The sequence below is a fragment of the Acetobacterium sp. MES1 genome (genome assembly GCF_002237635.1).
Classification (GTDB): domain Bacteria; phylum Bacillota; class Clostridia; order Eubacteriales; family Eubacteriaceae; genus Acetobacterium; species Acetobacterium wieringae.
In genome coordinates, this window is record NZ_MJUY01000010.1 from 52,078 (window position 1) to 78,648 (window position 26,571).

Annotated in this window: 20 protein-coding genes and 1 other annotated feature; of the genes, 15 read left to right on the forward strand and 5 right to left on the reverse strand. The window is 44.9% G+C overall.

All coding sequences use genetic code 11. The annotated features are described in order from the left end of the window. Positions 1 to 11 precede the first annotated feature (11 nt). The 5 genes from gcvPA (at position 12) to BI182_RS03190 (ending at position 6,986) form a co-directional block, all read left to right on the forward strand. Positions 12 to 1,358, forward strand: a complete 1,347-nt coding sequence (gene gcvPA, locus BI182_RS03170) for an aminomethyl-transferring glycine dehydrogenase subunit GcvPA (protein WP_148638005.1) — start codon at positions 12 to 14, stop codon at positions 1,356 to 1,358. After that, positions 1,351 to 2,817 (forward strand): aminomethyl-transferring glycine dehydrogenase subunit GcvPB, encoded by a 1,467-nt coding sequence (gcvPB, locus tag BI182_RS03175; protein WP_286805482.1) that lies wholly within the window; start codon positions 1,351 to 1,353, stop codon positions 2,815 to 2,817. Before gcvPA ends, gcvPB begins: the two co-directional genes overlap by 8 nt. A gap of 92 nt (positions 2,818 to 2,909) precedes the next feature. Beyond that, positions 2,910 to 3,572, forward strand: coding sequence for an L-serine ammonia-lyase, iron-sulfur-dependent subunit beta (sdaAB, locus tag BI182_RS03180; protein ID WP_286805483.1), 663 nt, complete (start codon positions 2,910 to 2,912; stop codon positions 3,570 to 3,572). Between the two features lie 8 nt (positions 3,573 to 3,580). Beyond that, entirely contained in the window at positions 3,581 to 4,456 is an 876-nt protein-coding gene (sdaAA, locus tag BI182_RS03185) for an L-serine ammonia-lyase, iron-sulfur-dependent, subunit alpha (protein WP_286805484.1), read from the forward strand. 316 nt (positions 4,457 to 4,772) lie between these two features. Beyond that, positions 4,773 to 5,154: a binding site (T-box leader), on the forward strand. 311 nt (positions 5,155 to 5,465) lie between these two features. Further along, entirely contained in the window at positions 5,466 to 6,986 is a 1,521-nt protein-coding gene (locus BI182_RS03190; protein ID WP_286805485.1) for a 2-isopropylmalate synthase, read from the forward strand. Between the two features lie 98 nt (positions 6,987 to 7,084). On the opposite strand, the gene BI182_RS03195 is transcribed toward BI182_RS03190, so the two are convergent. Continuing rightward, on the reverse strand, positions 7,085 to 7,525 hold the full coding sequence (locus tag BI182_RS03195) for an Lrp/AsnC family transcriptional regulator (RefSeq protein WP_349680220.1): 441 nt from the start codon (positions 7,523 to 7,525) through the stop codon (positions 7,085 to 7,087). Positions 7,526 to 7,790: 265 nt separating this feature from the next. Between BI182_RS03195 and BI182_RS03200 the strand changes: the two genes are divergently transcribed. Continuing rightward, complete coding sequence (locus tag BI182_RS03200; protein ID WP_286805488.1) at positions 7,791 to 9,050, forward strand: Glu/Leu/Phe/Val family dehydrogenase; 1,260 nt, start codon at positions 7,791 to 7,793, stop codon at positions 9,048 to 9,050. 469 nt (positions 9,051 to 9,519) lie between these two features. Then, positions 9,520 to 10,152: a DUF3786 domain-containing protein gene (locus BI182_RS03205; RefSeq protein WP_250934475.1), complete on the forward strand. Its 633-nt coding sequence runs from the start codon at positions 9,520 to 9,522 to the stop codon at positions 10,150 to 10,152. A gap of 39 nt (positions 10,153 to 10,191) precedes the next feature. On the opposite strand, the gene BI182_RS03210 is transcribed toward BI182_RS03205, so the two are convergent. Beyond that, a complete protein-coding gene (locus BI182_RS03210) occupies positions 10,192 to 10,767 on the reverse strand; it encodes a TetR/AcrR family transcriptional regulator (protein WP_286805491.1) in 576 nt (191 codons plus the stop codon). Between the two features lie 250 nt (positions 10,768 to 11,017). Beyond that, positions 11,018 to 13,327 carry a methyl-accepting chemotaxis protein gene (locus BI182_RS03215; protein WP_286805493.1) on the reverse strand — a complete coding sequence of 770 codons (2,310 nt, stop codon included), beginning with the start codon at positions 13,325 to 13,327 and terminating at the stop codon, positions 11,018 to 11,020. Positions 13,328 to 13,756: 429 nt separating this feature from the next. Here BI182_RS03215 and BI182_RS03220 point away from each other — a divergent pair, with 429 nt between their 5' ends. The 4 genes from BI182_RS03220 (at position 13,757) to BI182_RS03235 (ending at position 19,865) form a co-directional block, all read left to right on the forward strand. Further along, on the forward strand, positions 13,757 to 14,200 hold the full coding sequence (locus BI182_RS03220; protein ID WP_286805495.1) for a MarR family winged helix-turn-helix transcriptional regulator: 444 nt from the start codon (positions 13,757 to 13,759) through the stop codon (positions 14,198 to 14,200). Continuing rightward, positions 14,201 to 15,664 (forward strand): MFS transporter, encoded by a 1,464-nt coding sequence (locus BI182_RS03225; protein WP_286805497.1) that lies wholly within the window; start codon positions 14,201 to 14,203, stop codon positions 15,662 to 15,664. A 208-nt stretch (positions 15,665 to 15,872) separates the two neighbouring features. Continuing rightward, a complete protein-coding gene (locus tag BI182_RS03230) occupies positions 15,873 to 17,405 on the forward strand; it encodes a histidine kinase N-terminal 7TM domain-containing diguanylate cyclase (protein WP_286805499.1) in 1,533 nt (510 codons plus the stop codon). 90 nt (positions 17,406 to 17,495) lie between these two features. Beyond that, positions 17,496 to 19,865: an ABC transporter substrate-binding protein gene (locus tag BI182_RS03235; protein ID WP_286805500.1), complete on the forward strand. Its 2,370-nt coding sequence runs from the start codon at positions 17,496 to 17,498 to the stop codon at positions 19,863 to 19,865. Between the two features lie 226 nt (positions 19,866 to 20,091). Here the strand turns inward: BI182_RS03235 and mutM are convergent, their stop codons facing one another. Further along, a complete protein-coding gene (mutM, locus tag BI182_RS03240) occupies positions 20,092 to 20,904 on the reverse strand; it encodes a DNA-formamidopyrimidine glycosylase (protein WP_286805502.1) in 813 nt (270 codons plus the stop codon). Between the two features lie 200 nt (positions 20,905 to 21,104). Here mutM and BI182_RS03245 point away from each other — a divergent pair, with 200 nt between their 5' ends. From BI182_RS03245 to BI182_RS03255, 3 genes are all read left to right on the forward strand, one after another. Beyond that, positions 21,105 to 21,725, forward strand: a complete 621-nt coding sequence (locus BI182_RS03245) for a TetR/AcrR family transcriptional regulator (protein WP_286805504.1) — start codon at positions 21,105 to 21,107, stop codon at positions 21,723 to 21,725. Positions 21,726 to 21,898: 173 nt separating this feature from the next. Then, complete coding sequence (locus BI182_RS03250) at positions 21,899 to 22,597, forward strand: ABC transporter ATP-binding protein (RefSeq protein ID WP_286805506.1); 699 nt, start codon at positions 21,899 to 21,901, stop codon at positions 22,595 to 22,597. A gap of 8 nt (positions 22,598 to 22,605) precedes the next feature. After that, entirely contained in the window at positions 22,606 to 25,494 is a 2,889-nt protein-coding gene (locus BI182_RS03255; protein WP_286805508.1) for an ABC transporter permease, read from the forward strand. Between the two features lie 29 nt (positions 25,495 to 25,523). On the opposite strand, the gene BI182_RS03260 is transcribed toward BI182_RS03255, so the two are convergent. Then, positions 25,524 to 25,964, reverse strand: coding sequence for a MarR family winged helix-turn-helix transcriptional regulator (locus tag BI182_RS03260; protein ID WP_070369613.1), 441 nt, complete (start codon positions 25,962 to 25,964; stop codon positions 25,524 to 25,526). A 142-nt stretch (positions 25,965 to 26,106) separates the two neighbouring features. Between BI182_RS03260 and BI182_RS03265 the strand changes: the two genes are divergently transcribed. After that, positions 26,107 to 26,343, forward strand: a complete 237-nt coding sequence (locus tag BI182_RS03265) for an aminotransferase class III-fold pyridoxal phosphate-dependent enzyme (protein WP_353744734.1) — start codon at positions 26,107 to 26,109, stop codon at positions 26,341 to 26,343. The last annotated feature ends 228 nt before the right edge of the window (positions 26,344 to 26,571 follow it).

Consider the following 26,571-nt stretch of genomic DNA (forward strand, 5'->3'; position numbering starts at 1 on the left):
GAGGAACATCGATGGCATCTTATTTATCAACAACCGGGGAAGAACAACAGGCGATGCTTGAAAAACTGGGTCTGACATCCCGGGATGCACTTTTTGCGGACATCCCCGTGGCAGTCCGGCTGGACCGGGAACTGGCGTTGCCGGAAGCCCTGTCAGAAATGGAACTGATCACATTGATGCGGGAGCTGGCACAAAAAAATACCGACCTGGACAGCTGCACTTGTTTTTTGGGAGCCGGGGCGTATGATCATTTTATTCCCAGTGTTGTTGGCAGTCTGACCTCCCGACAGGAATTCTACACGGCTTACACACCCTATCAGCCGGAAATCAGTCAGGGCACCCTGCAGGCAATCTTTGAGTTTCAATCGATGATCTGTGAGTTGACCGGAATGGAGATTGCCAATGCGTCAATGTATGATGGCGCAACGGCACTGGCCGAAGCGGTGGCAATGGCTGTCAGTCAGACGGGTCGGAACGAAGTGCTGATTGCCAGCACCGTTTCTCCTGAGCATCGCCAGGTGGTGCAAACCTACGCCCACTTTAAAAACGTGCGGGTAAGAGAAATTGGTTTTCAAAATGGTACCATCGATTTAAACGAGCTTGAAGCCTTATGCGGCGCGCAGACTGCTGCGGTGATTGTGCAAAGTCCGAACTTTTTTGGCGTTATTGAAGAGTTGAGCCGGGTAGCGGACCTTGCCCATCAACAAAAAGCGTTGTTTATTGCCTCTGTCGATCCATTGTCATTGGCAATCCTTCGATCTCCCGGCGAATTGGGGGCCGATATCGTGGTTGGAGATGGTCAGTGCCTGGGGAATCCAATCAGTTTCGGCGGGCCGGGACTGGGTTTTATGGCAACAACCAAGGCTCTGATGCGAAAATTGCCCGGTCGGGTGGTTGGACAAACCACTGACCATGACGGCAAACGAGCCTTTGTTTTAACCCTTCAGACCAGAGAACAGCATATCCGGCGGGATAAGGCGACGTCAAATATCTGCTCGAATCAGGCCCTGAATGCCCTGGCAGCAACGATTTATCTGACGTTGCTGGGCAAGGCGGGGCTAAAAGAGGTGGCTACCCTATGCCTTCGTAAAGCCCATTATCTCCATGACAGGCTGATTGCCACCGGAAAATTTACCCCGGCTTTTACAGCCCCATTCTTTAAAGAGTTTGCAGTTATCGGCACAACTGCACCGGAAGACTTAAACAAAGATCTGCTGGGGGATGGAATCATCGGCGGTTATGAATTAAAAAAGGCCTATCCGGAGTTTGAGTATGGCTGGTTGCTGGCGGTCACTGAAAAACGAACCCGCCAGGAAATTGATCAGCTGGTAGAAAAGGTGGTGAAGCATTGTGATTAAACAAGAAGCGCTTATTTTTGAAAAGTCGGTGCCGGGAAGAAAAGCTGATATTCTGCCAATGTGTGATGTTCCCGAGCTATCCATTGATTCCATGATCCCTGAAGCGTTTTTACGTGCAGAAGAAGTGGCCTTACCGGAGGTTAGCGAGATCGATACAATCCGCCACTTTACGGCCCTTTCGCAAATGAATCATGGGGTTGATTCGGGTTTTTATCCCCTGGGCTCCTGTACCATGAAATATAACCCCAAAGTTAATGAAGCGGTGGCTCAGTACTGTGGTTTTACCGGGGTTCACCCCTATCAGCCGGAGCAGACTGTTCAAGGCTGTCTGGAAGTGCTTTATCAAACCGATCGAATGCTGGCAGAGATTACCGGAATGGAACGGGTATCGCTGCAACCGGCGGCTGGCGCCCATGGCGAAATGGCGGGACTGATGATTATTAAAGCCTATCATCAGCACCGAGGTGATACCAAGCGACAAAAAATTGTCGTGCCGGATTCATCCCATGGCACCAATCCGGCTTCGGCGGCGGTTGTTGGTTTTGATGTCATCGAGGTGAAGTCCAATCCGGCTGGTGGGGTTGATCTTGAAGCACTGCAGGCGGTGATGAGTGATGAAATTGCCGGACTGATGCTGACCAATCCCAGTACTCTGGGCTTGTTTGAAGAAAATATTGTCGAAATAGCGAAGATCGTCCATCAGGCAGGAGGCCTGCTCTATTATGACGGTGCCAATATAAACGCCATCATGGGCAAAACCCGCCCGGGTGACATGGGCTTTGATGTGGTACATCTCAATCTCCACAAAACCTTTAGCACACCTCATGGCGGTGGCGGCCCGGGTTCAGGTCCGGTGGGAGTCAAAAAAGAATTGGTTCCCTTACTGCCAGGGCCGGTAGTGGAAAGCGGCACCAATGGCTATTATCTTGATGGTGACCGGCCGCTGTCAATTGGCCGGGTTAAATCGTTCTATGGTAATTTTTTAGTGGTCGTTAAAGCGTTTTCCTACATCCGTTCATTAGGGGCAAAGGGACTACGGGAAGCTTCAGAAATGGCGGTGCTAAATGCTAACTATATCCGTGCTGGGCTCTGTGAGGATTATGAATTGCCATTCGGAAAAACCTGTATGCATGAAGTTGTTTTTTCAGCTCAAAAGCAGGCAAAAGCCGGTGTGTCGGCACTTGATATTGCCAAGCGTCTGATTGATTTTGGCTATCATCCGCCGACGATCTATTTTCCGTTGATTGTCAAAGAAGCACTAATGATTGAACCAACCGAAACCGAAAGCAAAGAAACCCTGGATGCTTTTATTGCGGCGATGAAACAGATTGCCCGGGAAGCCAAAGAAAATCCTGAAGTAGTAAAATCGGCACCCCATGATACCATTGTCGGACGGTTGGATGAGGTAAAAGCAGTACGTAAACCAGTTCTTAAATTCAGTCAGAAGGCGGATGCTTAAAAAAGAGTGTTCAGGGTAAGAAAATAAAAAAGATGGCATCGTTGAGGAGAGGTAATTAAAAGTCTGGCTGATGCCAAAAGAGTGAGGTTGGGATGAATGTATTTGACATTATTGGACCGATTATGGTGGGCCCCTCCAGTTCCCATACGGCCGGAGCGGTGCGGATCGGAAAAATCGCCCGGGCGGTGTCCGGTGGGCAGCCAGCGACGGTGACGATAGAGCTCTATGGTTCGTTTGCCCAAACCTATAAGGGCCACGGAACCGATAAGGCAATTATTGCCGGCTTATTGGGGATGGCTCCGGATGATGAACGCATCAAAGACAGTCTGGAGCTGGCCCGGGACCTGGGCATGGCCTTTAAATTTAAAAAATCCGGCAACAAGGCGGTTCATCCCAATACGGCTTTGATTGCAGCGGTTGATTCACAGGGCAAAAAAACCATTGTCCAGGGATCATCGGTGGGTGGTGGCCGAATTGTGGTCAACCGGATTAATGAGATCAATGTCAAGTTTAATGGCGAATACTACACTCTGCTGGTGCCCCATCATGATACGCCGGGAATGATCGCGGCAGTGACCAATTTGCTGGCTGATCAGGGGATCAACATTGCCGAGATGAACATGTATCGTTCCCAACGAGGCGGTGAAGCAATGATGGTGATTGAAACCGACCAGGCCGTTAATGAAGAACTGGTCAGTTTAATTGAAGCAGTGAACTCTGTAAAAAAGGCGGTTTTAATCAAACCAATCTATTAGGAGCGAAGATGATAAGTTATGATTCCGTACAGGAACTGGCAGACAAGGCGACAAAAAAGGGAAAACCTATTTCGGCGTTGGTTCTGGCCGATCAGGCGCTGCAGATGGAAAGATCCCAGCAAGACCTGATCGAAGAAATGAAAAAAAGCCTGCAGGTGATGGCCGAAGCCGCCAGCAAAGGCTTAAACAGCGGGAGTAAGTCAGCCAGTGGTTTGAGTGGCGGGGATGCGCTTAAAATGAAACAGGCCATTCGTGCCGGTCAGTCCCTCGGCGGGATGGTGCTCAGCGAAACCCTGGCCAAGGCCCTGGCCATTGCTGAAGTGAATGCCTGCATGGGGCGAATTGTGGCAGCTCCCACCGCTGGCTCCTGTGGGATCATTCCGGCTCTTTTACTGACCTTGAAAGAAGCATACGATTTAACAGAAGAGCAGGTAGTGATGAGTCTTTTTACCGCCGCAGGACTCGGTATGGTAATTGCCAAGAAAGCCAGTATATCTGGGGCGGAAGGCGGTTGTCAGGCTGAATGTGGCAGTGCCGCGGCGATGGCGGCGGCAGCAGCGGTAGAACTGATGGGCGGTACCCCACACATGAGTGCCCATGCCTGTGCCATTGCGCTGAAAAGTGTACTGGGGCTGGTTTGTGATCCGGTGGCCGGGCTGGTCGAAGTGCCCTGTGTTAAGCGCAATGCCAGCGGGGCGGCCAGTGCCCTGATTGCTGCAGAAATGGCCATGGCAGGTATTGAGAGTGTCATCCCGGTGGATGAGGTGATTACCGTCATGAAAGACATTGGGGATGCGATGCCAAAAACGCTCAAAGAAACGGCAGAAGGCGGACTGGCCGACACCCCGACAGCCAAGAAAATGGCCCGGGAGATTTTCCGCTAATTCTGGCCGGGATCATTATGTGTAACGGACAAGCAGGCAATCAGATTACAACCAGACATGGCATGGATGGCGGTGTAAAAAGATTGGGCGTTTTTAGAAATAAAGAGCATTGTCTTTCATCTTTCTTTAACATCTGCTTAAATAAATGAAAAGTTACAGAGAAAGTTAAGCTTAACAATTTATAATTTGTGAAGTGAGAAAAGTTTCGACATCTTTTTTCACTTCACTATCATTGGCAGCTGTTTATAAACGGCTGCTTTTTCTGCTTTATTGGGTTGACAAACGGGTTTGATTCGTTTATGATGAATAAAATATCAGAAAGACGTAGATGCGGAATAGTAGTTGTTGGATGATTTGCAGAGATCTGCTGGGTGGTGTGAAGCAGAAATCAGAAGATGATGAACTCACCTCGGAGTTGCTTGCTGAAACAGCGCCGATAGAGTCGGCGAAAATTAGGTTAAGACGGAAGCCCACCGTTACAGGGGATGGATATCGGTTTTATTAAGCCCGTATTGAAGATTTATAAAAAGAGTGGTATAGCAGATTTTTCGTCTGTCTCGTTTGAGACAGGCGTTTTTTTATACACTAATTTTAGACGAAAAAGAATCTTCAGGGGCAGTAAAGGGTATCGATAAAGTGCATACAGGGTCTGTATGAATAAGAGTGGTACCGCGGAAAGCTCCCTTTTCGTCTCTGATTGAGATGATAAGGGAGCTTTTTTTACCCCAAATTAGGTAATTAAGAAAGTGCCGTGAGCTTTGCGATCAGTTTCGCACGAAACACCAGAAGAAATCGCGATGCGAATTTCTTCGAGGTCGCGGGCAGTCGCCAACTACAAGCAAGCTTGTGATTGGCTCGTTGCCTTCGCGAATTTCTACACTGTACGGCGGACAGTTCGATGAACTGTTCGCCTACACGTTACAAAATTGTTTGTGGAAACTGAGCACAAAGCAATCATTGTTCTTTGTTTCTAAATTATCTAAACTATATTCATAAAAGGAGAAAGAGTATGTCACGAAAAATTTATGTTTTTGACACCACCTTAAGAGATGGTGAGCAGGTGCCGGGGGCCAAATTGAATCTGGCCGAAAAGCTGGAGGTGGCCCAGCAGATTGCCAAAATGAAGGTCGATATGATGGAGGTAGGCTTTCCGTCGTCATCCCAGGGGGATTTTGAGGCCGTTCGGGCGATTAGCCGAAAAATCGGCCAGGACGTCTGGATTGCGGCCCTGGGTCGGGCGGTGGAAGCAGACATTGATTGCATTTATGAGAGTATCCGGGCGGCCGAAAATCCGTTGATTCATATTGTTTTGGGTTCATCAGGTGTTCACGTCGCCAAGAAATTTAAGAAAACACCGGAGCAGGTTATCGAGATGGGTGTCGGCGCAGTTAAATATGCCAGCAGTCTGCTACCCCAGGTTCAGTATTCGTTGGAAGATGCCAGCCGCTCGGAGTTTGAGTATCTCTGGCAAACCATTGAAGCGGTGGTTAAGGCTGGTGCCACCATCATTAATGTGCCGGATACGGTGGGGTTTGCCATTCCTGAGGAATTTGGCAAGCTGATCTACCGCATTAATGATCGGCTTAAAAATCTCGATCCCAGGGTGATGCTCAGTGTTCATTGTCATAATGACACTGGTCTGGCTACCGCCAATACCCTGGCAGCGGTTAAAAACGGGGCGGATAAGGTGGAATGTACCATCAATGGGATCGGTGAGCGGGCCGGCAATACCGCACTGGAAGAAGTGGTCATGGGGATTTCGCTCCACCCGGCTTATTATGGCGGACATACCACGGTGGACTCCAAAAAAATCTATGAAACATCCCGGATGGTCAGTGCCACCATGGGGTTGGATATTCAGGTCAACAAGGCCATCACTGGGGAAAATGCCTTTGCTCATTCCTCGGGAATCCATCAGGATGGGCTGCTCAAATCCAAGGATGTTTATGAAATTATGGATCCACAAACCACCGGAGCACCGGCAATGGAAATTGTCCTCACTGCCAGATCAGGCCGACATGCGTTTATGCACGTCACAAAGCGTCTGGGTTTTGATATTCCTGAGGTCTCAGTGGCAGCCATCTACCAGCAGTTTTTGACGATGGCCGATGCCAAAAAAGAAATCTACGACAATGATGTCCTGACCCTGCTGAAAAACAGTGGCGTTCCCAGCAGTGCTACGAGCCCGGAATTATGGCAGCTACTTGATTATCAGCTACAGGTGACCGGAGGGTTACCAGTAGCAACAGTTAGGCTGGTAAAAGGTGAGCAGGAAGTGGTGAGCAGCCGCAGCGGATCCGGGGTTATTGATGCCCTTTATGGAGCGATTATGGAAGCTATCGGGGCGCCCATTGAACTCATCGATTACCGGATCAACAGCCTCAGTCGGGGCAAAGGGAGTCTGGGCAAGGTCACCGCCCAGATTCGCTGCGATGACCAGTTGTTCTCGGGTAAAGCCATCGAGCAGGATGTGATGCGGGCCAGTGCCCTGGCGCTGATTAATGCGGTCAATAAGATGCTGCTTAAATAAGTAAAAATTAACGGAAAAAATCTTATGGTAAGGGCTTAAAAAATTAACACGGGCTTATCAGCAGATGATCGGAGGCAATCAAAATGTTTGCCTCCGATTTATTCCAAAGCAAACTCAATCCCCCGATGCTCCACCGAAGTTGAAAAGACAATCAGGGTTTTAGTTCGGCCGAATCGTTGCAGTTCGCCGATGAAGCTGTCCAATTCGCTGGTGCTGGGGAAAAGAACTTCCAGTAGCATCGAATAATCACCGGTGACACAATTGCATTCGATCACATTATTGCAGCCCTGGATGTAGGGATAGAACTCTTTTTTGCGGATCGGTTCAACCTCCAGATTGACAAAGGCCTTGATATGATAGCCCATTTTGATGGGATTCACTACCGCCTGATAGCCGCTAATATAATTATTCTTTTCCAGTTGTTCGATCCGGGAAGAAACCGCCGGTGACGAGAGATAGACCTGAGCGGCCAGTTCTTTGATTGAGATTCGGCCGTTTTTCTGGAGCAGATTTAATATCTGCAGATCGATGGCGTCCAATTGTTTGTTTTTCATTATTTAGTCTCCTGAATTATTGAAAATAATTGAAAATGAATTGTTAGTGTAAAATAGTCGATGTTTGTTACAATATTGTAACATAATTAAATTAAGTAAAGAAGTGAAAAAACTTTTTAAATTAGGTGAATACACTTAAAATAATTAGGTATCATCGTTTTGTGTTGAGTGATTGACAATGTAAATGCTTTAAGTTTATGATTGTTTTCAGTTGATGTGCCGCAACAAATTATAAGCAGGAGACAAGTGTATGAGCGAATTCTATGATCCCTATTCGAACGTGGTAGATGTAATGACAGAGGCAATGGAAATTGGCGGGATGAATCAGTATATGTTTGATATCATCAAAAACCCCCAAAGGGAAACAAAGGTTTATTTGCCGGTAGAAATGGATGATGGAAGAGTCCAGGTTTTTGAAGGCTATCGGGTTCAGCATTCCAATATCCGGGGGCCGTTTAAAGGCGGGATCCGCTTTCATCAGGACTGTAATTTAAATGAAGTCAAGGCCCTGGCCACCTGGATGTCGTTAAAATGTGCAGTCGTTAATATTCCCTACGGTGGGGCTAAAGGTGGGGTGCGGGTTGATCCCAATACGCTTTCTCAACGGGAACTGCGCAAACTGACCAGACGTTACGCCTTTGCCATCGAACCGCTAATTGGTGCGGATATGGATATTCCAGCCCCAGACGTAAATACCAATTCCCAAACGATGGCCTGGATTCTGGATACCTACAGCATGCTAAAAGGCAAGCCCTGCCCTGGAGTGGTCACTGGCAAACCCTTGGAGCTGGGTGGTTCCAAAGGACGTAATTCGGCCACTGGCCGGGGCGTCGCCATCAGTACCAAACTGATTCTGGAGCGGGATGGCAAGAAGCTTGCGGATGTCTCCGTGGCGATTTCAGGGATGGGCAATGTCGGTGGCAATGCCGCCCGGATTCTTTTTCATCGGGGCAGCAAAATTGTGGCATTAAGCGATGTTTCGGGAGGAATTTACTGCGAAAACGGCTTGGATGCTGACGAAATATCGGAGTTTTTAGAGCAAACAGGTAAGCAGTTAAAAGACTATCAGAAGGTCGGGGTTCGTCATATTTCCCATGAAGAAGTTCTGACCTGCAAATGTGATGTACTGATTCCGGCGGCGCTGGAGAACCAGATCAATGCTGAAAATGCCGAGAAACTGCAATGTTCCTATATCATTGAGGGCGCCAACGGACCGACCAGTGTGGCCGCCGATGCGCTATTGGAAGAACGGGGCATCGTACTGGTGCCGGATATTTTTGCTAACAGCGGTGGGGTGATTGTTTCTTATTTTGAGTGGGTTCAGAATATTCAGATCTTAACCTGGAACCGGGAGCAGGTCAATAAAACCCTGGAGAAAATTATGTCAGCCGCATTTATTGAAATTCTCGAAGAAAGTCAGCAATCCCAGTGTTCATTGCGGATGGCGGCCTATATCATCGCTCTGAAACGGTTGATTTATGCTGAAGAGATTAAGGGGATTTTCCCCTGATTGACAAGGACATTTGATCAAGCTTTAGGAGACAGCTTTCTTTTCAACCTTATTTCAAGGTTCATGGACTAAATTATTAAGGTAATAACATCCACCTCACCCAAATAAAAAACAGCGGACTTTATATCAGTCGGCTGTTTTTTCTTTTTGCAAATATTTGTCCGATCTGACAAGATTAATTTAGAATCAATAGCTAAACGTTATACTCGTTGTATGATTTTAAAAAGAAAAAACATCCAAGTGACGGCGGTGGAGCATGTTTTTTGAGATGAGAAAAAGATAGTGATTGAATGGATTGTTGTTGACAAAATAAAGAAATGAAGATAATATATTTATGAATAAATTCATAAATGAATATATTCAAGATAATTGTTAATTGCTGATTAAAGAATAATAAATTGCGAAACAGCGGGTTAAGCTCCTGCTACTTTGTAAACGCTAAGCATAAATAAAATGGAGGAGACTGAAGATGGAACAAGATAATTATAAAAATGTATGTGAATATTGGCGACTAAAGGCGCTGGAGTTTGACTATGAAGAACGTTATGCGGCCTTAGGACTGCCCGGATACAATGAAAATAATTTACCGATTACTTATTTTGGTGTCAATTACGAGATTAACCGAGTGGATGCCAGAATTCATAATCTTGAAAATCCCCAGGAAGAGGTGGATTTTTATACTCAGTCAGCTATTTATCATTTGTTTTATTTTTCGAAAGAAGCACCGAGAAATTCTGGTAATTTTATTCCTCTTCATGAACTCCGGGGTGCAGCACCATTTAGTCCGGCCTTTAAAAAATCAACCCTGATGCCTTTTGCCAAAACCTTTGAAGGGAAAACAGAGCAATTGATTGAGGCGGCAGAAAAACTGGGGTTTGAACGGTTACCAAATTCAGACGCCGGATTTCAGGCCATGGCCTTTGTCTGTATGCCAATTCGATTTTTATTTTGGGATGGCGATGAGGAGCTGCCAGCTCAGGCCACTATTCTTTTTGATGAAAAAATCACCGAATTCACGCATGAGGAAACCGTCATCGGCATTGGCGGTGATCTGGTGAATCGGCTTGTCGATGCGGCAGGTTTAAAAAGATTATTAAAATAAGGTCCATAAGAGACACCAAGCTGACGTTTTATTGCCGTATTATTTTGTTAAAAGTCCATTCATAAACAGTTTCAATTTATAGTTGAGGTTTTCCTCAAAAGAAATTTTTGCATGACTGGTAAGGGCAGATTTGATTAAACCCATAAACAGTTCGGTGATCATTTCAATGGGTACATCATTTCTGAAATCGCCATTTATTCGCCCTTCCTGGATTATGGCTACCAAGATATCTTTAAATTCAGTTCCATGGGGTGGCCCCATCAGAGAAAGATGGCGATTGCATAAGTTAAATAATTGCTGATTTTCTTTAAAAATTTTACCGATGGTTAACAGAATTTGAGAGATTTTTTCCGGAGGACTCATGGAAGAGCGATTCAGTTCTTCCAGGGAGTCCTTTGTTTCATCCAGATTTTTTGTCAAAACATATCTCAGAACATCTTCTTTTGAATGAAAATAATTATAAAAGGTGCCCGTGCCAATATCTGCAGCCGATGCAATTTCAGCGATGGTTGTTTCTGCAAATCCTTTTTCAATAAACAGTTTCATTGTCACATCGACGAGAGTAGTGAGTACCTGGCGTTTTTTTCGATCTCTGCGACTGATTTCTTTTTCCATAAATTTACCTTCCTAAATAGGCGTCGTGATAGACCCGATGATACTTTAGTCCGAATGATGATTCTTTGTCTAAGCTATATCCTAGCGATTTTTCATAACAAAGTCAAGAATGAACGGCAATCTGAAGAAAGATACCTTAATTAGAATGAGAGATTTACAGATTATCTGATTTGTATTACATACCAACGCAAAAACCACCACTTAATGTGGTGGCCTTGCGTTGGTAGTGTAATTGACAAATTATTGTGGATTATCTCAGTTGAAATTGATTAATCATCTGTTTTAATAAAACCGATTGGCCGGATAATTCTTCACTGGCAGCGGCACTTTGTTCGGCGGTGGCTGAGTTCTGCTGAACAACCTGGGCAACTTGTTCGACTCCCAGGTTGATTTGGGCAATGCCTGTGGCCTGTTCATTGGAGGCGGTGGCAATATTGCCAATCAGACCGGTAACTTGATCGATGCCACTGACAATTTCATCAAGTGCTGCAGCTGTTTCATCGGCAATTTTTGTTCCTTCCTGAACCTTTTGGATGGACCCTTCGATCAGTCCGGTTGTTTCTTTGGCGGCATCGGCACTGCGGGCAGCCAAGGTCCGGACTTCTTCGGCGACGACGGCAAAACCTTTGCCGTGTTGTCCGGCCCGGGCCGCTTCAACGGCCGCATTGAGCGCCAGAATATTGGTTTGGAAGGCAATATCATCAATGACTTTTATAATTTTAGAAATATCATCAGAGGACTTGTTCATGTCGATCATCGATTGCTGCATTCTGATCATTTGAGTAGTACCCTTATCAGCGTTTTCCATGACGTCAGCGGCCAATGCTCGGGCCTTATTGGCATCAACGGCATTGTGTTTCGTCTGGTCGGCGATTTCAGCGATGGATGCGGTTAACTCCTGAATCGAGCTGGCCTGCTCGGTGGAGCCCTGGGCCAAGGATTGACTACTGTCAGCAATCTGGTTGGCACCGGTATTAACTTGTTCAGCCGCATTGTTGATGTCACCAAGGAGATCATTTAACTTTTTAATAATCGCATTAAGCGAAATAGAAATGGCATTGAAATCGCCTCGGTAGACACGCATGTCATCGATGCTCAGATTGCCGTTGCCGATTTCTTCAGTCACAGCTGAAATTTCAGTTACGACCGTTCTGAAGCGGCTGCCCATGGTGTTGACGGCGGTTTTCAGGGCATCGAAACGGCCTTTGTAGGTGCCAGTTACGGTCGCGTTTAAATTTCCTTCAGACATATCATTCAATGCTGCCGCCACTTCGTTAATGGGTTTTGAAATTTTTGCAAGGATTCCATTCATGCCCTTAATCAGTTTTTGCCAGGAACCACTAAAACGGGTTTCATCGGCCCGGACCTCCAGCTCGCCCTGAATTGCGGCTCGGGTCAGCTGGGTGGCATCAGCGATGAGATCACCAATGGATTCTTTCACACAGATTAAGTTCTTTTCGATGGTCATAAACTGTTCGTGGGTGGCATGGGTGTATTCATCGGGTATCTGAATGTCTAGATCAAAATCCAGGTTACCGAGTGATAATCGTTCCAGATTTTGCTCCAAACGGAGTACTTCTTTTTTGGTGTACTGGGCTACGCTTTCATTTGGTGTTGTATCGTGAGAGATTTCCAGATAGCCGATGGTAGAGCCATCTTTATCAAGAATAGCAGCCGTGTCCATGCGATAATAGCGGCCTTTGAATTCAAAGGGGTATTCGGTTCGACCGCTTTTTTTAAATGCAGTAACGCCACAATTTTCGGTCTTGCAGATCTCTAGATTACAATCAGAACAGGCGTGACCATACATATCTTCCCGATGTTCGGCAGTGCCGGTTTTTTTCATCAAGTCACCCAGCGCTTTATTGAGAAAGGTAATCTTCAAATCATTGTCAACGGCGGTAACACGGTATGGCATCGCATCCAGGATTGCTGCATAGAAGTCTTTTTCAGAGGCCAGTATTTCGATGGCCTGATTGGTCCGGGTGATCGCATTTTTGAAATCACCCCCCAAAGCATCGTTGTGTTTCTGATCCAAATCAAATCCTGGCTTGATGCTTTCTGGCAGCATTGATAGATAATCGACGAGATTTAACATTGCGGTTTGCATACGTTGCAAACTGTTCCCCAGCAGATCTTTTTCGGATTTTGGGGTTATTGCGACGGAAAGATCACCAGCACCGATCCGGCTTGTAATATCTGCCTGAGATTTAATAGTCCCGGCGATTTCTGTTAAGGTGTAACCTAATTGACCCAGCTGGTCGTGGGTCTGCGTTGCTTCAAGGTTTATGTCAACATCACCAGCAACGATGCGATTGGCAATTTTAGTTAGCTGAGTTATTTGGTTCGAGGTTTTATTAAAACCCACTAAAATCACGCCAACGATGACAAGCAATCCGAGTGCATAAATCAGGATTATGCTGTTTGGGATTGTAAAATACTGGTCGAAGTTCAGGCTCAGGACATACAGTGATAAGCCAACGGTTACTAGAAAAATAAAAGCAACAGGCAAAACAACTGTCAGTAGAATCCTCGACACCAAGGTTTTTTCATACTTCATGTAATACTCCTTTGATCATAAATTAAAATGTGTTTAAACAATAATTCAGGTCATTTTTCACCACTTTTCCTTGAATGATTTTACCGCTGATCTACGTTTTGTAGATGCTGTTACTCTTCACAGCCTGGGTATTCAATCGAATCTGCTTACGTACCTCAAATATTATATCCAATCATTTTAGTAAATTCAATTTAATTTTTTGTTTTAAATGAATTTAATTCATTGTGACGTTATTGCAATGGGGAGAAGTATAATCAGAAGTGGATAAAATAGACAGCATGTAACATATTTTATGAGAATGATTCGGTAGCAGCGATCAGATTCAAAGAATCGCTGAGCAAGATATGGAAACGTCGGCAAAAAGTTGACAACTCAACGCAAAGGAATTATAATAATGTTGACAAGTCAATATTAGAAGGAGTAGGACAATTGGAAATTGAAAACATGCATTTTATTATGCTCAATAATAAAATATTTCGCAATAATCAGATTCAACTGGACAAGGTAATGAAAAAATATGGCTTAAGCAGTGGTTCAATGCCCTATCTTTTTATTCTGGAGAAAAATGAGGGTGTCAGTCTTCATCAGCTCAGCCGAAAAATCGGCAACGACAAGGCCATGACCACCCGCACGATTAAACGGCTGATTGAGCTGGAATATGTTTATAAAGTCGGTAAAGATGGGGATTGTCGGGCCTATCAATTGTATCTGACCGAAAAAGCCAGAGCTGTATTACCCAGGATGCACGAAGAAATTCAGGAGATTGTGGACTTGATCTCAGTCGATTTAACCCCGGAAGAGAAGGCTGTGACCCTGGTAGCGATGAAAAAAATCTTTATGCGAACCCAGCAGCTCAGGGCCGAGGAGGAATAAATGGAAAAAAGTTATGAAAAAAATAAATGGCCGATTCTGCTGATTGTAGTAATGTCGACCTTTATGGCCACCCTGGACAGCAGCATTGTCAATGTCGCGCTGCCTCAGATGGCCCGGGCAATGGATGTCGATACCGCACAGATTCAGCTGGTGGTGACCAGCTATCTGATTGTTATTGTCGGAATTATTTTGATCTTTGGAAAACTGGGAGACATGCTGGGCAAGACCAGAATTTTCACCTTTGGTATTGCCATGTTTACCCTGGGGTCACTGCTCTGTGGGATTACCAGTTCCTTTCCGGTGCTGATTGGTGCCCGGATTGTTCAGGCGGTTGGCGCCGCTGCAACCATGGCCAATAATCAAGGCATTATCACCCAGGTTTTTCCGGCCACTGAGCGGGGCAAGGCCCTGGGTTTAACCGGCACATCCGTAGCCCTGGGATCGTTGGTTGGCCCCGGATTGGGAGGCATCATTGTCGGGGCCGCCAGTTGGGAATATATCTTTCTGATCAATGTTCCAGTGGGGGTAGTGGTTCTATTCTTTGCCCTTAAGCTGCTGCCAAGAAGTAATAAAAAAACCACAGAGCGGTTGGATGTGCTGGGGGCAGTTCTGTTCATGTTCAGTATCGTGCCCTTATTTGTGGCCCTGGGGCAGGTACCCAGTCTGGGCTTTTTAAATCCGCTGATCCTAACGGGCTTTATCGTTTCAATCCTGTCGTTTATTGCTTTTATCAGGGTCGAACAAAAACGTGAAAACCCCTTGATTCCATTGGCTATCTTTAAGAATAAATTATTTTCACTAAGCATCTTTTGTGCGTTTATTACCTTTGTGGGACTTTTCTGCAACAGTATTATTCAGCCCTTCTATTTACAGGATGTGATGACCTATTCACCGGAGCAGGCGGGGCTGGTGATGATGATTTTCCCCTTGATTTTAACCGTTCTGGCGCCACTCAGCGGTCATGTTTCTGATAAAATTGGCTCAGAATTGTTAACCTTCATCGGTCTGTTGCTGATCAGTCTGGGTTTATTTTTAATGGCGACCCTGACGGAGCAGTCTTCCCTGATGACCATGGTTATTTTTATTGTCATCTTATCAGTGGGGATGGGCTTGTTTCAGTCGCCAAATAATTCCCTGATCATGTCGACGGTAAGTAGACATCAGTTGGGGATTGCCGGGAGCATCAATGCCCTGGTAAGGAATATGGGGATGGTTTGTGGGATTGCATTGGCAACCACCTTGCTTTATGGCAGCATGAGCGGGGAGTTGGGCTACCGGGTCACCGATTATGTGGTTGGCCAAAATGGCGCCTTTATTAATGGTATGCAAATCGTTTATACGACAGCGGCAGCGATCTGTCTGTTTGGCGCGGTATTAACGCTATTGCGGCTGATTGGTAAAAAGTCCCGGGTACGGGAGGAAGCGATGGTTCCAGACAAAGAGATGCGGCCAAGTCAGGACTGAGTCAATAATGGATAAGAAAAACAGCGGGTTTGGGTTGACCGCTGTTTTTTTCATTTCTTGTGCTTTGTTAGTATTTAAAGTATAATTCATCTTAATTGGTAGGGACATCTCCCGCTTGTTTATGTGTTCGAATCCAAGTGGGATAATCGTACGTTTGATAGAGGCCACATCAGACAAATGAACCAGATCAGGAGGTCTAAAAAGCAAAATGATTATTAAATTTGTCAGTATTTATCTATACATTGGGGTTCTATTGCTTTCCTTTATGTTTATCAATTCGTTTGTCCGGGGTAAATCAAGCTATGCCAAGGCATTTGGGGCACTCAGTCTGACCTTGCAGATTTATCTGCTGGGTTATCTGGTGGAAATCAATGCCAGCTCGCTTCAGGATATGTATTTTTGGAATCAGGTGCAATATTTCGGGATTCCGTTTTTTCCGGCGTTGTGGTTAATGGTGAGCATGTTGTACACCGGCAAGGGCAAATTCCTCCAGGGATTTGGTGGTCTGGTGGTCTTTGCGATTCCGATTTTCACATTTCTGCTGCGCCTATCCAACGACTGGCATCATTTATATTACAGCCAAATTGGGATTCATCAGTTTATGGGGGTCAACTACATGTTGTTGATCAAAGGCCCCTGGTATTATGTTCAGACGGCCTATGTGTTGATTACCCTGGTTTTATGTACCTGGTTTTATTTTCAGCGTTTTCGAAACAGCACGGGTGATGAAAGAATCCAGTTCAGACTACTGCTGCTGGCTTCGGTATTGCCATATCTGGCATTGCTGTTGGTAACGGTGAATCTTTTCGGCATCGGGATTGACTACACGGCATTGATTTTGCCGCCCTGTGTTTTGTTAATCAATTTATCCTTAACACGCTATAATTTTCTGGAAATTAAAGATCTGGCCCGGGAACGGGTTTTTGAGGATAGCAGTGCTGGCCTGATTCTCGTCAATCGTTTTTATCGGGTTGTCGACTTTAACGAAGCCAGCATCAAGTTTTTTAGCTGGTTCAATGCCTCGCTAAAAGAAGAACAATTGGAAATTCTGTTGGTGAAACATCCGGATTTATGGGAGCGTATCAAGAATTCGGAGGATCAGGTTTGTCATTTTATTGTTGCCAAAGAAGACCGTTATGTTAACGTCAACATCCGCAGTATTCAAAACAAAAAAGAAACCGTTGGCCACCTGATCACCTTTGAAGATGTTACGGAGCGGGAAAGTTTAAAACAGCGGCTGACAGAAATCGCCAATACTGATGAGCTGACCGGTCTCAATAATCGACGACGCTTTAGGGAGTGTGCCGAAAAGGCCGACCAGCAGGCCCGATCCGTCCAGGAAACGTTGTCAGTGCTGATGATGGATATCGATTTTTTTAAGAAAATCAACGATTCGTATGGTCATCATGGCGGCGATGCCGTACTTCGAAATTTTTCAGCGATGCTTAAGGAGGCCTTCCGGGGTACCGACATTGTCGGCCGGATTGGCGGAGAAGAGTTTGCGGTTGTGTTGTTAAACACCGATGCTGAAAAGGCCTATGCAAAAGCTGAGGATTTCCGGAAAGCAGTGGCACAAAAGACCACGATATTTGGAGAAAAATGCATCACGGTGACAGTCAGTATTGGCGTGGCAGAACGTGATCAGACAACCACTGATTTTGATGCCCTGATTAATCACGCCGACCACGCCCTCTATCAGGCCAAGCACTCGGGCAGAAACCGGACAGTTATCGCCCATTGAGACAAAAACGCTGTTTTTAAATTCGTTTCGTCTAATAAGTTGAACGATGAAAAATCGATTACGTATCGAATAAAAGAAAAGAGGAGAACAATGAAAAAATCAGTCATTACGCTATTGCTTGTTTTTGTGTTGGCCATGGGGGCATCGGCGTTGCTGCCAAAGACGGCTGATGTGACGGATCTTGCGACGATCAAGGTTGGAGTTCTGCTTCCGGAAACCGGTACCTGGAAGGCCACCGGGACGGCTGCCAACAAAGCCCTTGAGGCAACACTGCCCTATGTCAACGGATACCTCGCCGATCAGGGCCTAAAAATTGAGCTTGAAATCCGTGACACCCAGAGTGATCCGGGCACCGCGCTGGCAGAACTGGAAAACCTGAAAAATTCCGGAATCACAACGGTAATCGGTCCGATGATCAGTGAGGAAGCCTTGGCGGTGCTGGACTACGCCAATACCAATGGAATGCTGCTGCTCAGTCCGTCGGCAACGGCCAGAGAACTGTCATTGCCGGATCACTTCTTTCGAATGGTTGGCACCGACAAAAGTCAGGTTGATGGTCTCACCCGGATCATTAAAAATGGCCAGCAGATCGACAGTCTGATAACGATCTTTGTTGATGACACCTATGGTCGGGGCTATAACGATTATCTGAATGAAATGGCTTTTGCCCAGAACATAGAGGTTCTTGGCTCAGTGGCAATTACCGCTGAGAGCGCCAAAAATCCCACCGTTTCTGAGACAATTAAGTCATTGGCAGCCGGAGCGAGCAATACGTCGACGGCGGTGGTCGTGGTGGCGCCCAGCCAGATGGCGGCTGATTTGATTGTCAATCTATTAGATGATCAAAAGCTATCGGCAATGAAATGGTATGCCAGCGCTGATATTATCGGTAATCAGACAATTGTTGAGAACCAGAAAGTGGCGGCTTTTCTGGAACAAACAGCAATGGAGGGGTTAACCCTGGGAGATCAGGGCATTGATCTTGATGCCCTGCCTTATCTGCGAGCCCGGCTTGATGGTGCCAGTGACGATTCCCCTTATGCAATCACAACCTGGGATGCCTTATGGCTGTTGGCCGATACCTACGGCGTGGTTGGAGCAAACCCCGAGTATGAGGTTTTAAAATCCGGATTGGTAACCCAGGCGGCAAACTTTCGTAATGCTTTTGGCTCCTTTAACACGATGGACGAAAATGGTGATACCAAGGGCTCAAAGTATATGCGTTACGTTTGCATCAAAGAGGGTGATGCCTACCGCTGGAAGTGTATGGGCCATGTTGTCAGCCTTGGAGCCGGCGAGCCGATTGTTCAGACGATTGAAGAAAAAATTTCGCCAATTGGTGGCGAAGTCAAAATAGGCGCATTATTGCCGCTAACGGGAAACCGGAGTGAGAATGGTGAAGAAATAAAAATGATCCTTGAATATGCGGTGGATCAGTTTAACAATTATGCAAAAAGCCGCAACACGGATTTAAGCCTGACTCTTATGGTCGAGGATACAGGCAGTGACAATGCTCAGGCCGTTGCGGCAGCTAAGACCCTGACGGCGCAGGGAATAAATAGTATTATTGGACCAATTAACAGTGCTGAGTTAGAATCTGTTAAGCCGGTATTTGATGCGGCCGGGGTTACGGCCATCTCGCCGCTTTCATCAAGCATGGCGCTGGCTCAGACTGATCGGCTCTATCGTCTGGTGCTAAATGATGGCGTTGAGACCAAAGCGCTGTCGACGCTGCTGGCCCAGCGGGGGATTGACGAGCTGATTATCCTTTATGCCGATGACAGCTATGGTCAGGCGATGGTCAATCAGATGAAAGCTGGCTTTACCGGAGAGGTTGTGGCCCTCGGTTACGATGCCACTAATCCGGATCTGGCCATGCCGGTATCGATGGCAGAGGCGGCACTGGTAACCAGTGATCCAGCTAAAACGGCGGTTCTGACGGTTTCGTACAATGAAGTGGTGGAACTGTTTAAAGCGTTGCCAAAAGACAGTAACTTACGTCAGCTTAAATGGTACGGTACCGACAGTTCGGCTTCGTCAAAGGCCCTGCAAAATGATTCGGAGGCTGCCGAAACGGCTGCTCAGCTTGATTACACAACAATTGATTTTAGTCCCTATGGGGATAAGTTTGATCCACTTTACTACGTCATCAATGATGAACTGAAAGTTGACAGTCCGCTTAAGGAAAGTCTGATTAGCTCGTTTGATGGGATTTGGTTACTGGGGTGTGCTTATCTTCAGGAAGGCAGTAACGTAAGTCCTGAGGTACTTAACGGATATCTTGCCAAAGCTGGCTTTCATGGTCTTGGTGGAGTGCTCAAATTCGACCGGAATGGCGACCGACAGATCGGTTACTATAAATTCTATCATCTGATGCCAGCAGCGGAGGCATATTATTGGGAAAATAATGGCCTATACAGCCAGGATCTGCTGAAGCCAGGCGTGCTGGAGATGAAATAGCCGTCAGCACCGACACGATTTTAAAACGTTGGGTAACACTCCTCCTGGGAGATTGTCCAGATCAATTTATTGAGAAAAACCGTCTCCTGGAGCGCTTTTGTGGGCGCCTGGAGACGGTTTTTTAATTCTTAATGTGGTTTTATGGTTGTTGCCGGGCGGATGCGTGGTTATCCGGCAATCATTAATGACAAAACAGGGATAAGTAATCATGTGGAGCCGATGGTGTCTAACCCTTTTTTTTCTGGCAGGTTTTACAATAATAGGTGCCCCGGCCACGAACCATTTCTTTGGTGATGGTTCCCTGACATACCGGGCAGATTTTTTGGGTATGGACGTTTAACTGCAGCTGAAACAAACCGGTAATGCCATTGGCATCAAAGGAATGAATGGTGGTGCCGCCCTGGGCGATGGCCTGTTCCAAAATTTCCCGGGATACGGTGATTAACTCGGCAACCCGCTTTTTACTGAGACGTTTTCCCGGGGTGCGGGGATCGATTTTCATCGTAAAACAGATTTCATTGGCGTAGATATTGCCGATACCAGTCATAATGGTTTGATCCAATAGCAAGGTTTTAATCGGCAGATTGCTCTTATTTATTTTGGCATAGATCGCTTCAGGATCGGCATCCCAGGGCTCGGGGCCAAGCTTGGCAAGCGGTAGATCCTGACGATAGGTGTCTTTGTTGACCAGTTCCAGACGACCAAATTTACGGGTGTCCTGATAACGTAATTCAGAGCCATCACGAAAGATAAAGTTCAGGTGTTCATGCTTGTTTAGCGGCGTTGATGCGTCGACGATATTATACTTGCCTTCCATTCGTAAATGAGAAATAAAGGCATCACGATCCAGAATAAAGATCAGATATTTTCCGATCCGATCAATATCGCAGATGGTTTGGCCGGTTAAGGTGTTGGCAAAATGATCGGAATCTCCGGTGACAATCGGATCATAATAAACCTGGATTTCTTTAATTGTTTTGCCAATAATAAAATTCTTAAGCGTTTGGCGGACGGTTTCGACTTCTGGTAGTTCGGGCATAAGATTCACCTGCTTTAATGGATTTTGACGTACTCATCATGAGTATACACCAACGAAAACCATTGCGGCAAATGAAAAAAGAAATATGACGAAACAGCCCCAATTATAAATGGCTCCAGGAAACCGCTAAGGATTGACAGCAGGGGTTTATCATGATAACATAACACTGTTATCTAAAATAGTTAGACTAAAGGTGCAAAATGGGGAATGAAACAGAAACACGAGAACGATTGTTAGAAGTTGCCAAGGATGAGTTTCTTGAATTGGGCTACGAAAAAGCGTCAATGCGAAAGATTTGCAAAAAAGCCGGGGTTACAACGGGAGCCTTGTATTTCTTTTTTAAAGATAAGAACGATCTGTTTGCGGCACTAGTTAAAAAAGTTGCTGATGAAATAAAAATGATCATTATCCATCATACTGAAAAAGAGCAGGCTATTTATGTGGAGGCAAAAACGACCCCAGAGGCATTAATTGCCGATGGGATAGAGCAGGGGCGAGAGTTTGTAACCTATATGTATGCCAATAAAGATGCGTTTATTTTACTTCTCAGTAAAGCCAATGGATCAGCATATGAGAATTTCTATGATGAACTGGTCGACTTAATGGAAAAAAACACGCTGCAATTTTTAGATCACATAAGTTCTGAAAGTGGCAAAAAAAATGAGATCAATCCCTACACCATGCATTGGTTGGCGCATCTGGAGACGTCGTCCTTTGCTCAATTGCTGACCCATGGATTGACTTTAGAAGAAGCCTTAATTCAAGCAGAGGTCATTGCCAAATACCTGACCGGAGGTTGGTTGGCGATACTAAAAAAGTGATTTGATAAAATTTCAAATAAAGAAAATACGATTGAATTCGAATCCGGAATTCAATTTTATTTTTGCATTAAACATAACACTGTTATGCTACGCAAACATCAAATTGTTTTGACTAATCTACAATAATAAGTTTCAGAAAAACCATTGATATTAAAAAAATGAAAGGGGTAAAAATGTTTATTGAAGTGAATGACATTAAAAAAAGTTATGGCGAAGGAGGTAGCTATGTCCAAGTGCTTAAAGGGGTATCCACAGGCATTCAAAAGGGTCAAATCTGTGCGATATTGGGGCCAAGCGGATCGGGGAAATCGACCCTGCTTAATACCATCGGCGGGTTGGATACCATCGATAGCGGTAGTATAAAAATAAGTAACATTGAAATCACCAAGCTGAATTCCAAAGAATTGTCACTATACCGACGAAATTTGCTGGGTTTTATTTTTCAGTTTTATAATCTTGTTCCCAATCTAACGGTTAAAGAAAACATCCAGGTTTGCGAATACCTGACAAAAACCCCATTGGATATTAATGAACTGCTGGAAGTATTGGGGTTAAGCGAGCATCAGAAAAAATTTCCCACCCAATTATCGGGAGGGCAGCAACAGCGGTGTGCCATTGCCAGAGCACTGATTAAGAACCCCGAACTGTTATTGTGTGACGAACCGACCGGAGCGCTGGACTATCAGGCATCCCGGGAAATTCTGATGCTGATTGAGAAGATTAATAAAAAATATGGTACCACCATGCTCATTGTTACCCATAATACTGCGATTAAAGAGATGGTTCATCGTGTCATCAAAATCAAAGACGGTCAAATCAGTGAAGACTACGCCAACACGGTATTAAAACCGGCCAGTCAACTGGAATGGTAGGTTTTCCTATGATTTTAAATAAGCGAATCATCCGGGAATTAAAAGAAAACTGGGTACGATATGGAGCATTGGCATTTTTAATCATCTTTTCGCTGGGGTTGGTCGTGAGTATGGCTGGCTCTACGGATGTGGTCAATTATACGATTGATAAAAATAATGAAAAGAATCAACTGGAAGACGGAGAATTTTCGGTTTATGTTCCCCTAACCGAAAACCAGCAGCAGGAACTAAAAAAGTTGGGCGCAAGAACCGAAGCAGCCTTCTATGTTGATTTGTCCGGTCCAGAGAAATCGGTTCTCAGGATTTTTAAGAATCGAAATAGTATCAATACCATTGAGCTGGAAGAGGGACGACTGGCCGATCAAAGGGGTGAAATCGTTCTGGAGAAACACTATGCCGAAAAGCATGGAATAAGGGTTGGCCAATCTATTGAGGTAGATCAAAAGAATTATCTGGTGACCGGGATCGGAACAGTGCCGGATTATTCCAATGTTGTCCAAAATGTTTCGGATGTGTTGGCGGATTTAAAACAATTCAGCATCGGATTTGTATCTGAGTCGGAATTTAATCAACTGTTAGCAGAAGATATCAATGTTGAATATAATTATAGCTATAAATTGGATGGGAAACTGACTGATTCAGAACTAAAAGAAAAATTAGTTGATCTGGATTTTGATAAAACAAAGGTCGCCAATAAATATATGCAAGAAATCATCGATACCATTGAAAAAGGCAAGAATGATTTATCCGGTGGCGTTAATGATCTGGCAGATGGGACGCAAAAACTGGCAAATGGAGCCAACTCACTCAAACAGGGAACCAATGAATTGGCAGAAGGAGCAGGCAGTCTGGTAAGTGGCACCGATCAATTGAGCTCAGGTTTAGAAGAATTGACAAATTACAATGCCACTTTGAATAAAGCAGCTGACGATGTTTTTCAGGGGATGATTGCTCAGATAAACAGCGAATTTGAAAAGATGGGGATGACAGTCACCGTTACCGGCGACAATTACCGGTCCGTGATTGACGGCTTGACCAAAGCCCTTGACGGCTCCGATGCGAATACTGTGATTGTGCTAAATACCATGAAAGCGCAACTGGATAGCTACAAAGCCTTTAAAGATGGACTAACAGCCTATACCAATGGTGTCGAATCGGCCTATTCCGGGTCGGTGGAATTGTCAGCAGGCGCAGATAGTCTGCATCAAGGCAGTGAGGCTGTGGCAAATGGGGTCAATACCTTGAGTAATGGCTCGGCCGAGTTAAACAGTGGAATGGGAGAACTAAAAAATCAGGTCACCAATTTTATCAATGAAAATATGGCTTATCAATATGTCAATCTAATCACTTTTTTAGAAGCTGGTGATAATCAACGGATTACAAGCTGTAAAAGCGATGCCGCCATCAATAAAAACTCCGCTTTAATTGCGGGAGTTATTATACTCACCCTAATTGCCTATATGATTTCAGTATTTGTGATTCATACCATCGATAAGGAAAGTGCCGTGATCGGGGCGCTCTATTCAATGGGTTATGTAAAAAAAGAACTACTCAAACATTTTATGATCCTGCCGATGCTGGTTGTCACTGCAGCAGCAATGCTGGGGACCGGCTTAGGGTTTATGCTGATTGGCGAAAATATTAAGGAGAATGTTGCCTACTATTCTTATCCCGGATATGCCATGGTATTTCCACCCTATCTTTTGATTTATGGTGTTTTGCTACCGATCCTGATTGCTTTGCTTGTCAATTATACAGTTATCAACAGCAAACTATCCTTAGCGCCGCTTAAATTGCTCAGACGAGAAAAGAAACAGCATCAGCTGACAAGTATCGACCTGAAGGAGATGGGTTTTATTAATCGCTATCGGATTCGACAATTATTACGTGAAATCCGGGGAAACATCACCCTGTTTTGTGGACTTTCTATTGCTATTCTACTGATGGTTTTTGGCTTTAGTATTTATGGGAGTATTAGTGCCTATGTCAATAATGTGGCATCCGACGTTGAGTACAATTATCTTTACTTGCTGAAGTATCCGATGGAAACGGCCCCCACTGATGCCACTAAAGCTTATACCGAGTCTTTAACCGCAGACCTTTATTTGACCGGGGGGGAGATGGACGTGACGGTTCAGGGCATTGATGATCAAAACCCCTATTTTGATTTTTCGCTGGATGGCGAAAAAAATGAGGTGGTCATTTCTGACTCAGTTGCTAATAAGTTCGGTTATCAGGTCGGAGAGGAGATTACCCTTTTCGATAATCTGACCGATCGAAATTATAATTTTAGGGTTAAAGCGGTGGTAAATTTTGCCAGTGGTCTCTATATTTTCATGGATATTAAAGATATGCGTGAGCTGTTTGGACAGGAAGAGGACTACTATAATACCCTGATGTCTGATCAGGAACTGGATATTGAAGCCGGAAGAATTGCCACGGTCATAACGGTCGATAAAATGGTCGCTGCGGCCAGACAAATGTTCACCATGATGTATGGGTTAGTAATTACCATTCTGGCCGCATCGGTACTACTTTTTGCGATTGTGATGTATTTACTGGTAAAAATGATGATTGATAAATCAGCCTTCAGCATTTCGTTAATCAAGGTGTTTGGTTATAATGAACGGGAAATAAAAAAGCTATACCTGGGCACCACCTTTTATACGGTTGCGCTCACGACCCTTATTGCCATTCCGGCCTCTAAAATGATAATTAATAAGATTTACCCTTATATGGTATCCAATGTTTCAGCTGGCATGAATGCCACCATGTCACCCCAATCCTATCTGATCATGGTGGCGATTATTTTAAGTGCTTACGCCATCGTGAATTTTATGGTCGGCAGACATTTGAAAAAGATTTCCCTGGTAGAGATTTTAAAAGAACGCGAGTAGCAGGGGGGACTTAATTATAGCAACCGGGCTTAAGATTCCTGATCAAAAGCGGCCAGAATGACGTCAAGGGCATGAAGGACATTCATTTTTTCTTCATTGGGGATGTTATCAAAAATATCTGCAAAAAAAGTATCGTTATTGCTTTCAATCGTTTCAAATATAACCATACCAGATTCAGTCAGGGATATGTCAACACTGCGCCGATCTTCAAGTGAAGGGGTGCGTTGGACATATCCCTTTTTTACAAGTCCGTCCACGGTGCGGCTGGTGGTGCTTATATCGATGGCCAGGATGACGGCTAAGTCCTTTAAAGAAATGCTATTAATACGGCCGATTTCCACTACAGCATGGCATTGGGCCAGGGTCAGAACGGCGGCGCAGCAGCTGCCATTATTTTTTTTCAAGAGTCCCAGTTTTCGCTCCAGGATTCGTATTTGTTCTCTAAATTGTTTTGGTTGTGCTCGATTCATAACAGCCACCTCCTTTAAGCTGTGTTTATTGTAGCATGTTTGATTTGCGCTTGCAATATTTGATAAAAGCAATAGTTGTTACTTGCAATTAAAAGAGCCGTATGTTACAATTACAAACAAATTTGAAAGGACGTGTAAAATAATGAATCAGACCATTAAAAAAGCTGACAACTATTTCTTAAAAACATATAATCGTTATCCGATTGTATTAGAATCCGGGGAAGGGGTTTATCTCGTTGACGATGCAGGAAAAAAATATCTTGATTTTGCAGCGGGCATTGGCGTGTTTGCCTTAGGTTATCAAAACAAAAAATATAATGAAGCCTTGAAAACCCAGATCGATCAACTCATTCATACCTCCAACTTGTTTTATAACTAGGCGTTTGCAAAACGCCACAGCCCGCATAATAACGGGATATTTCTGACATAAAAAAATATAACTCCTCACCAGATTGTGATAAAATTGAGTTGCTAAAAAACAAATCTATCAACCTGAAAGGAGTTATATCATGACTATTTTATCACAAAAACAGCTTTCTTTGGCTGAAATTTATTCTGATTGCACTCATTTTTTTGAAAGTGACAAACATCACTTTCTTTCGCTACT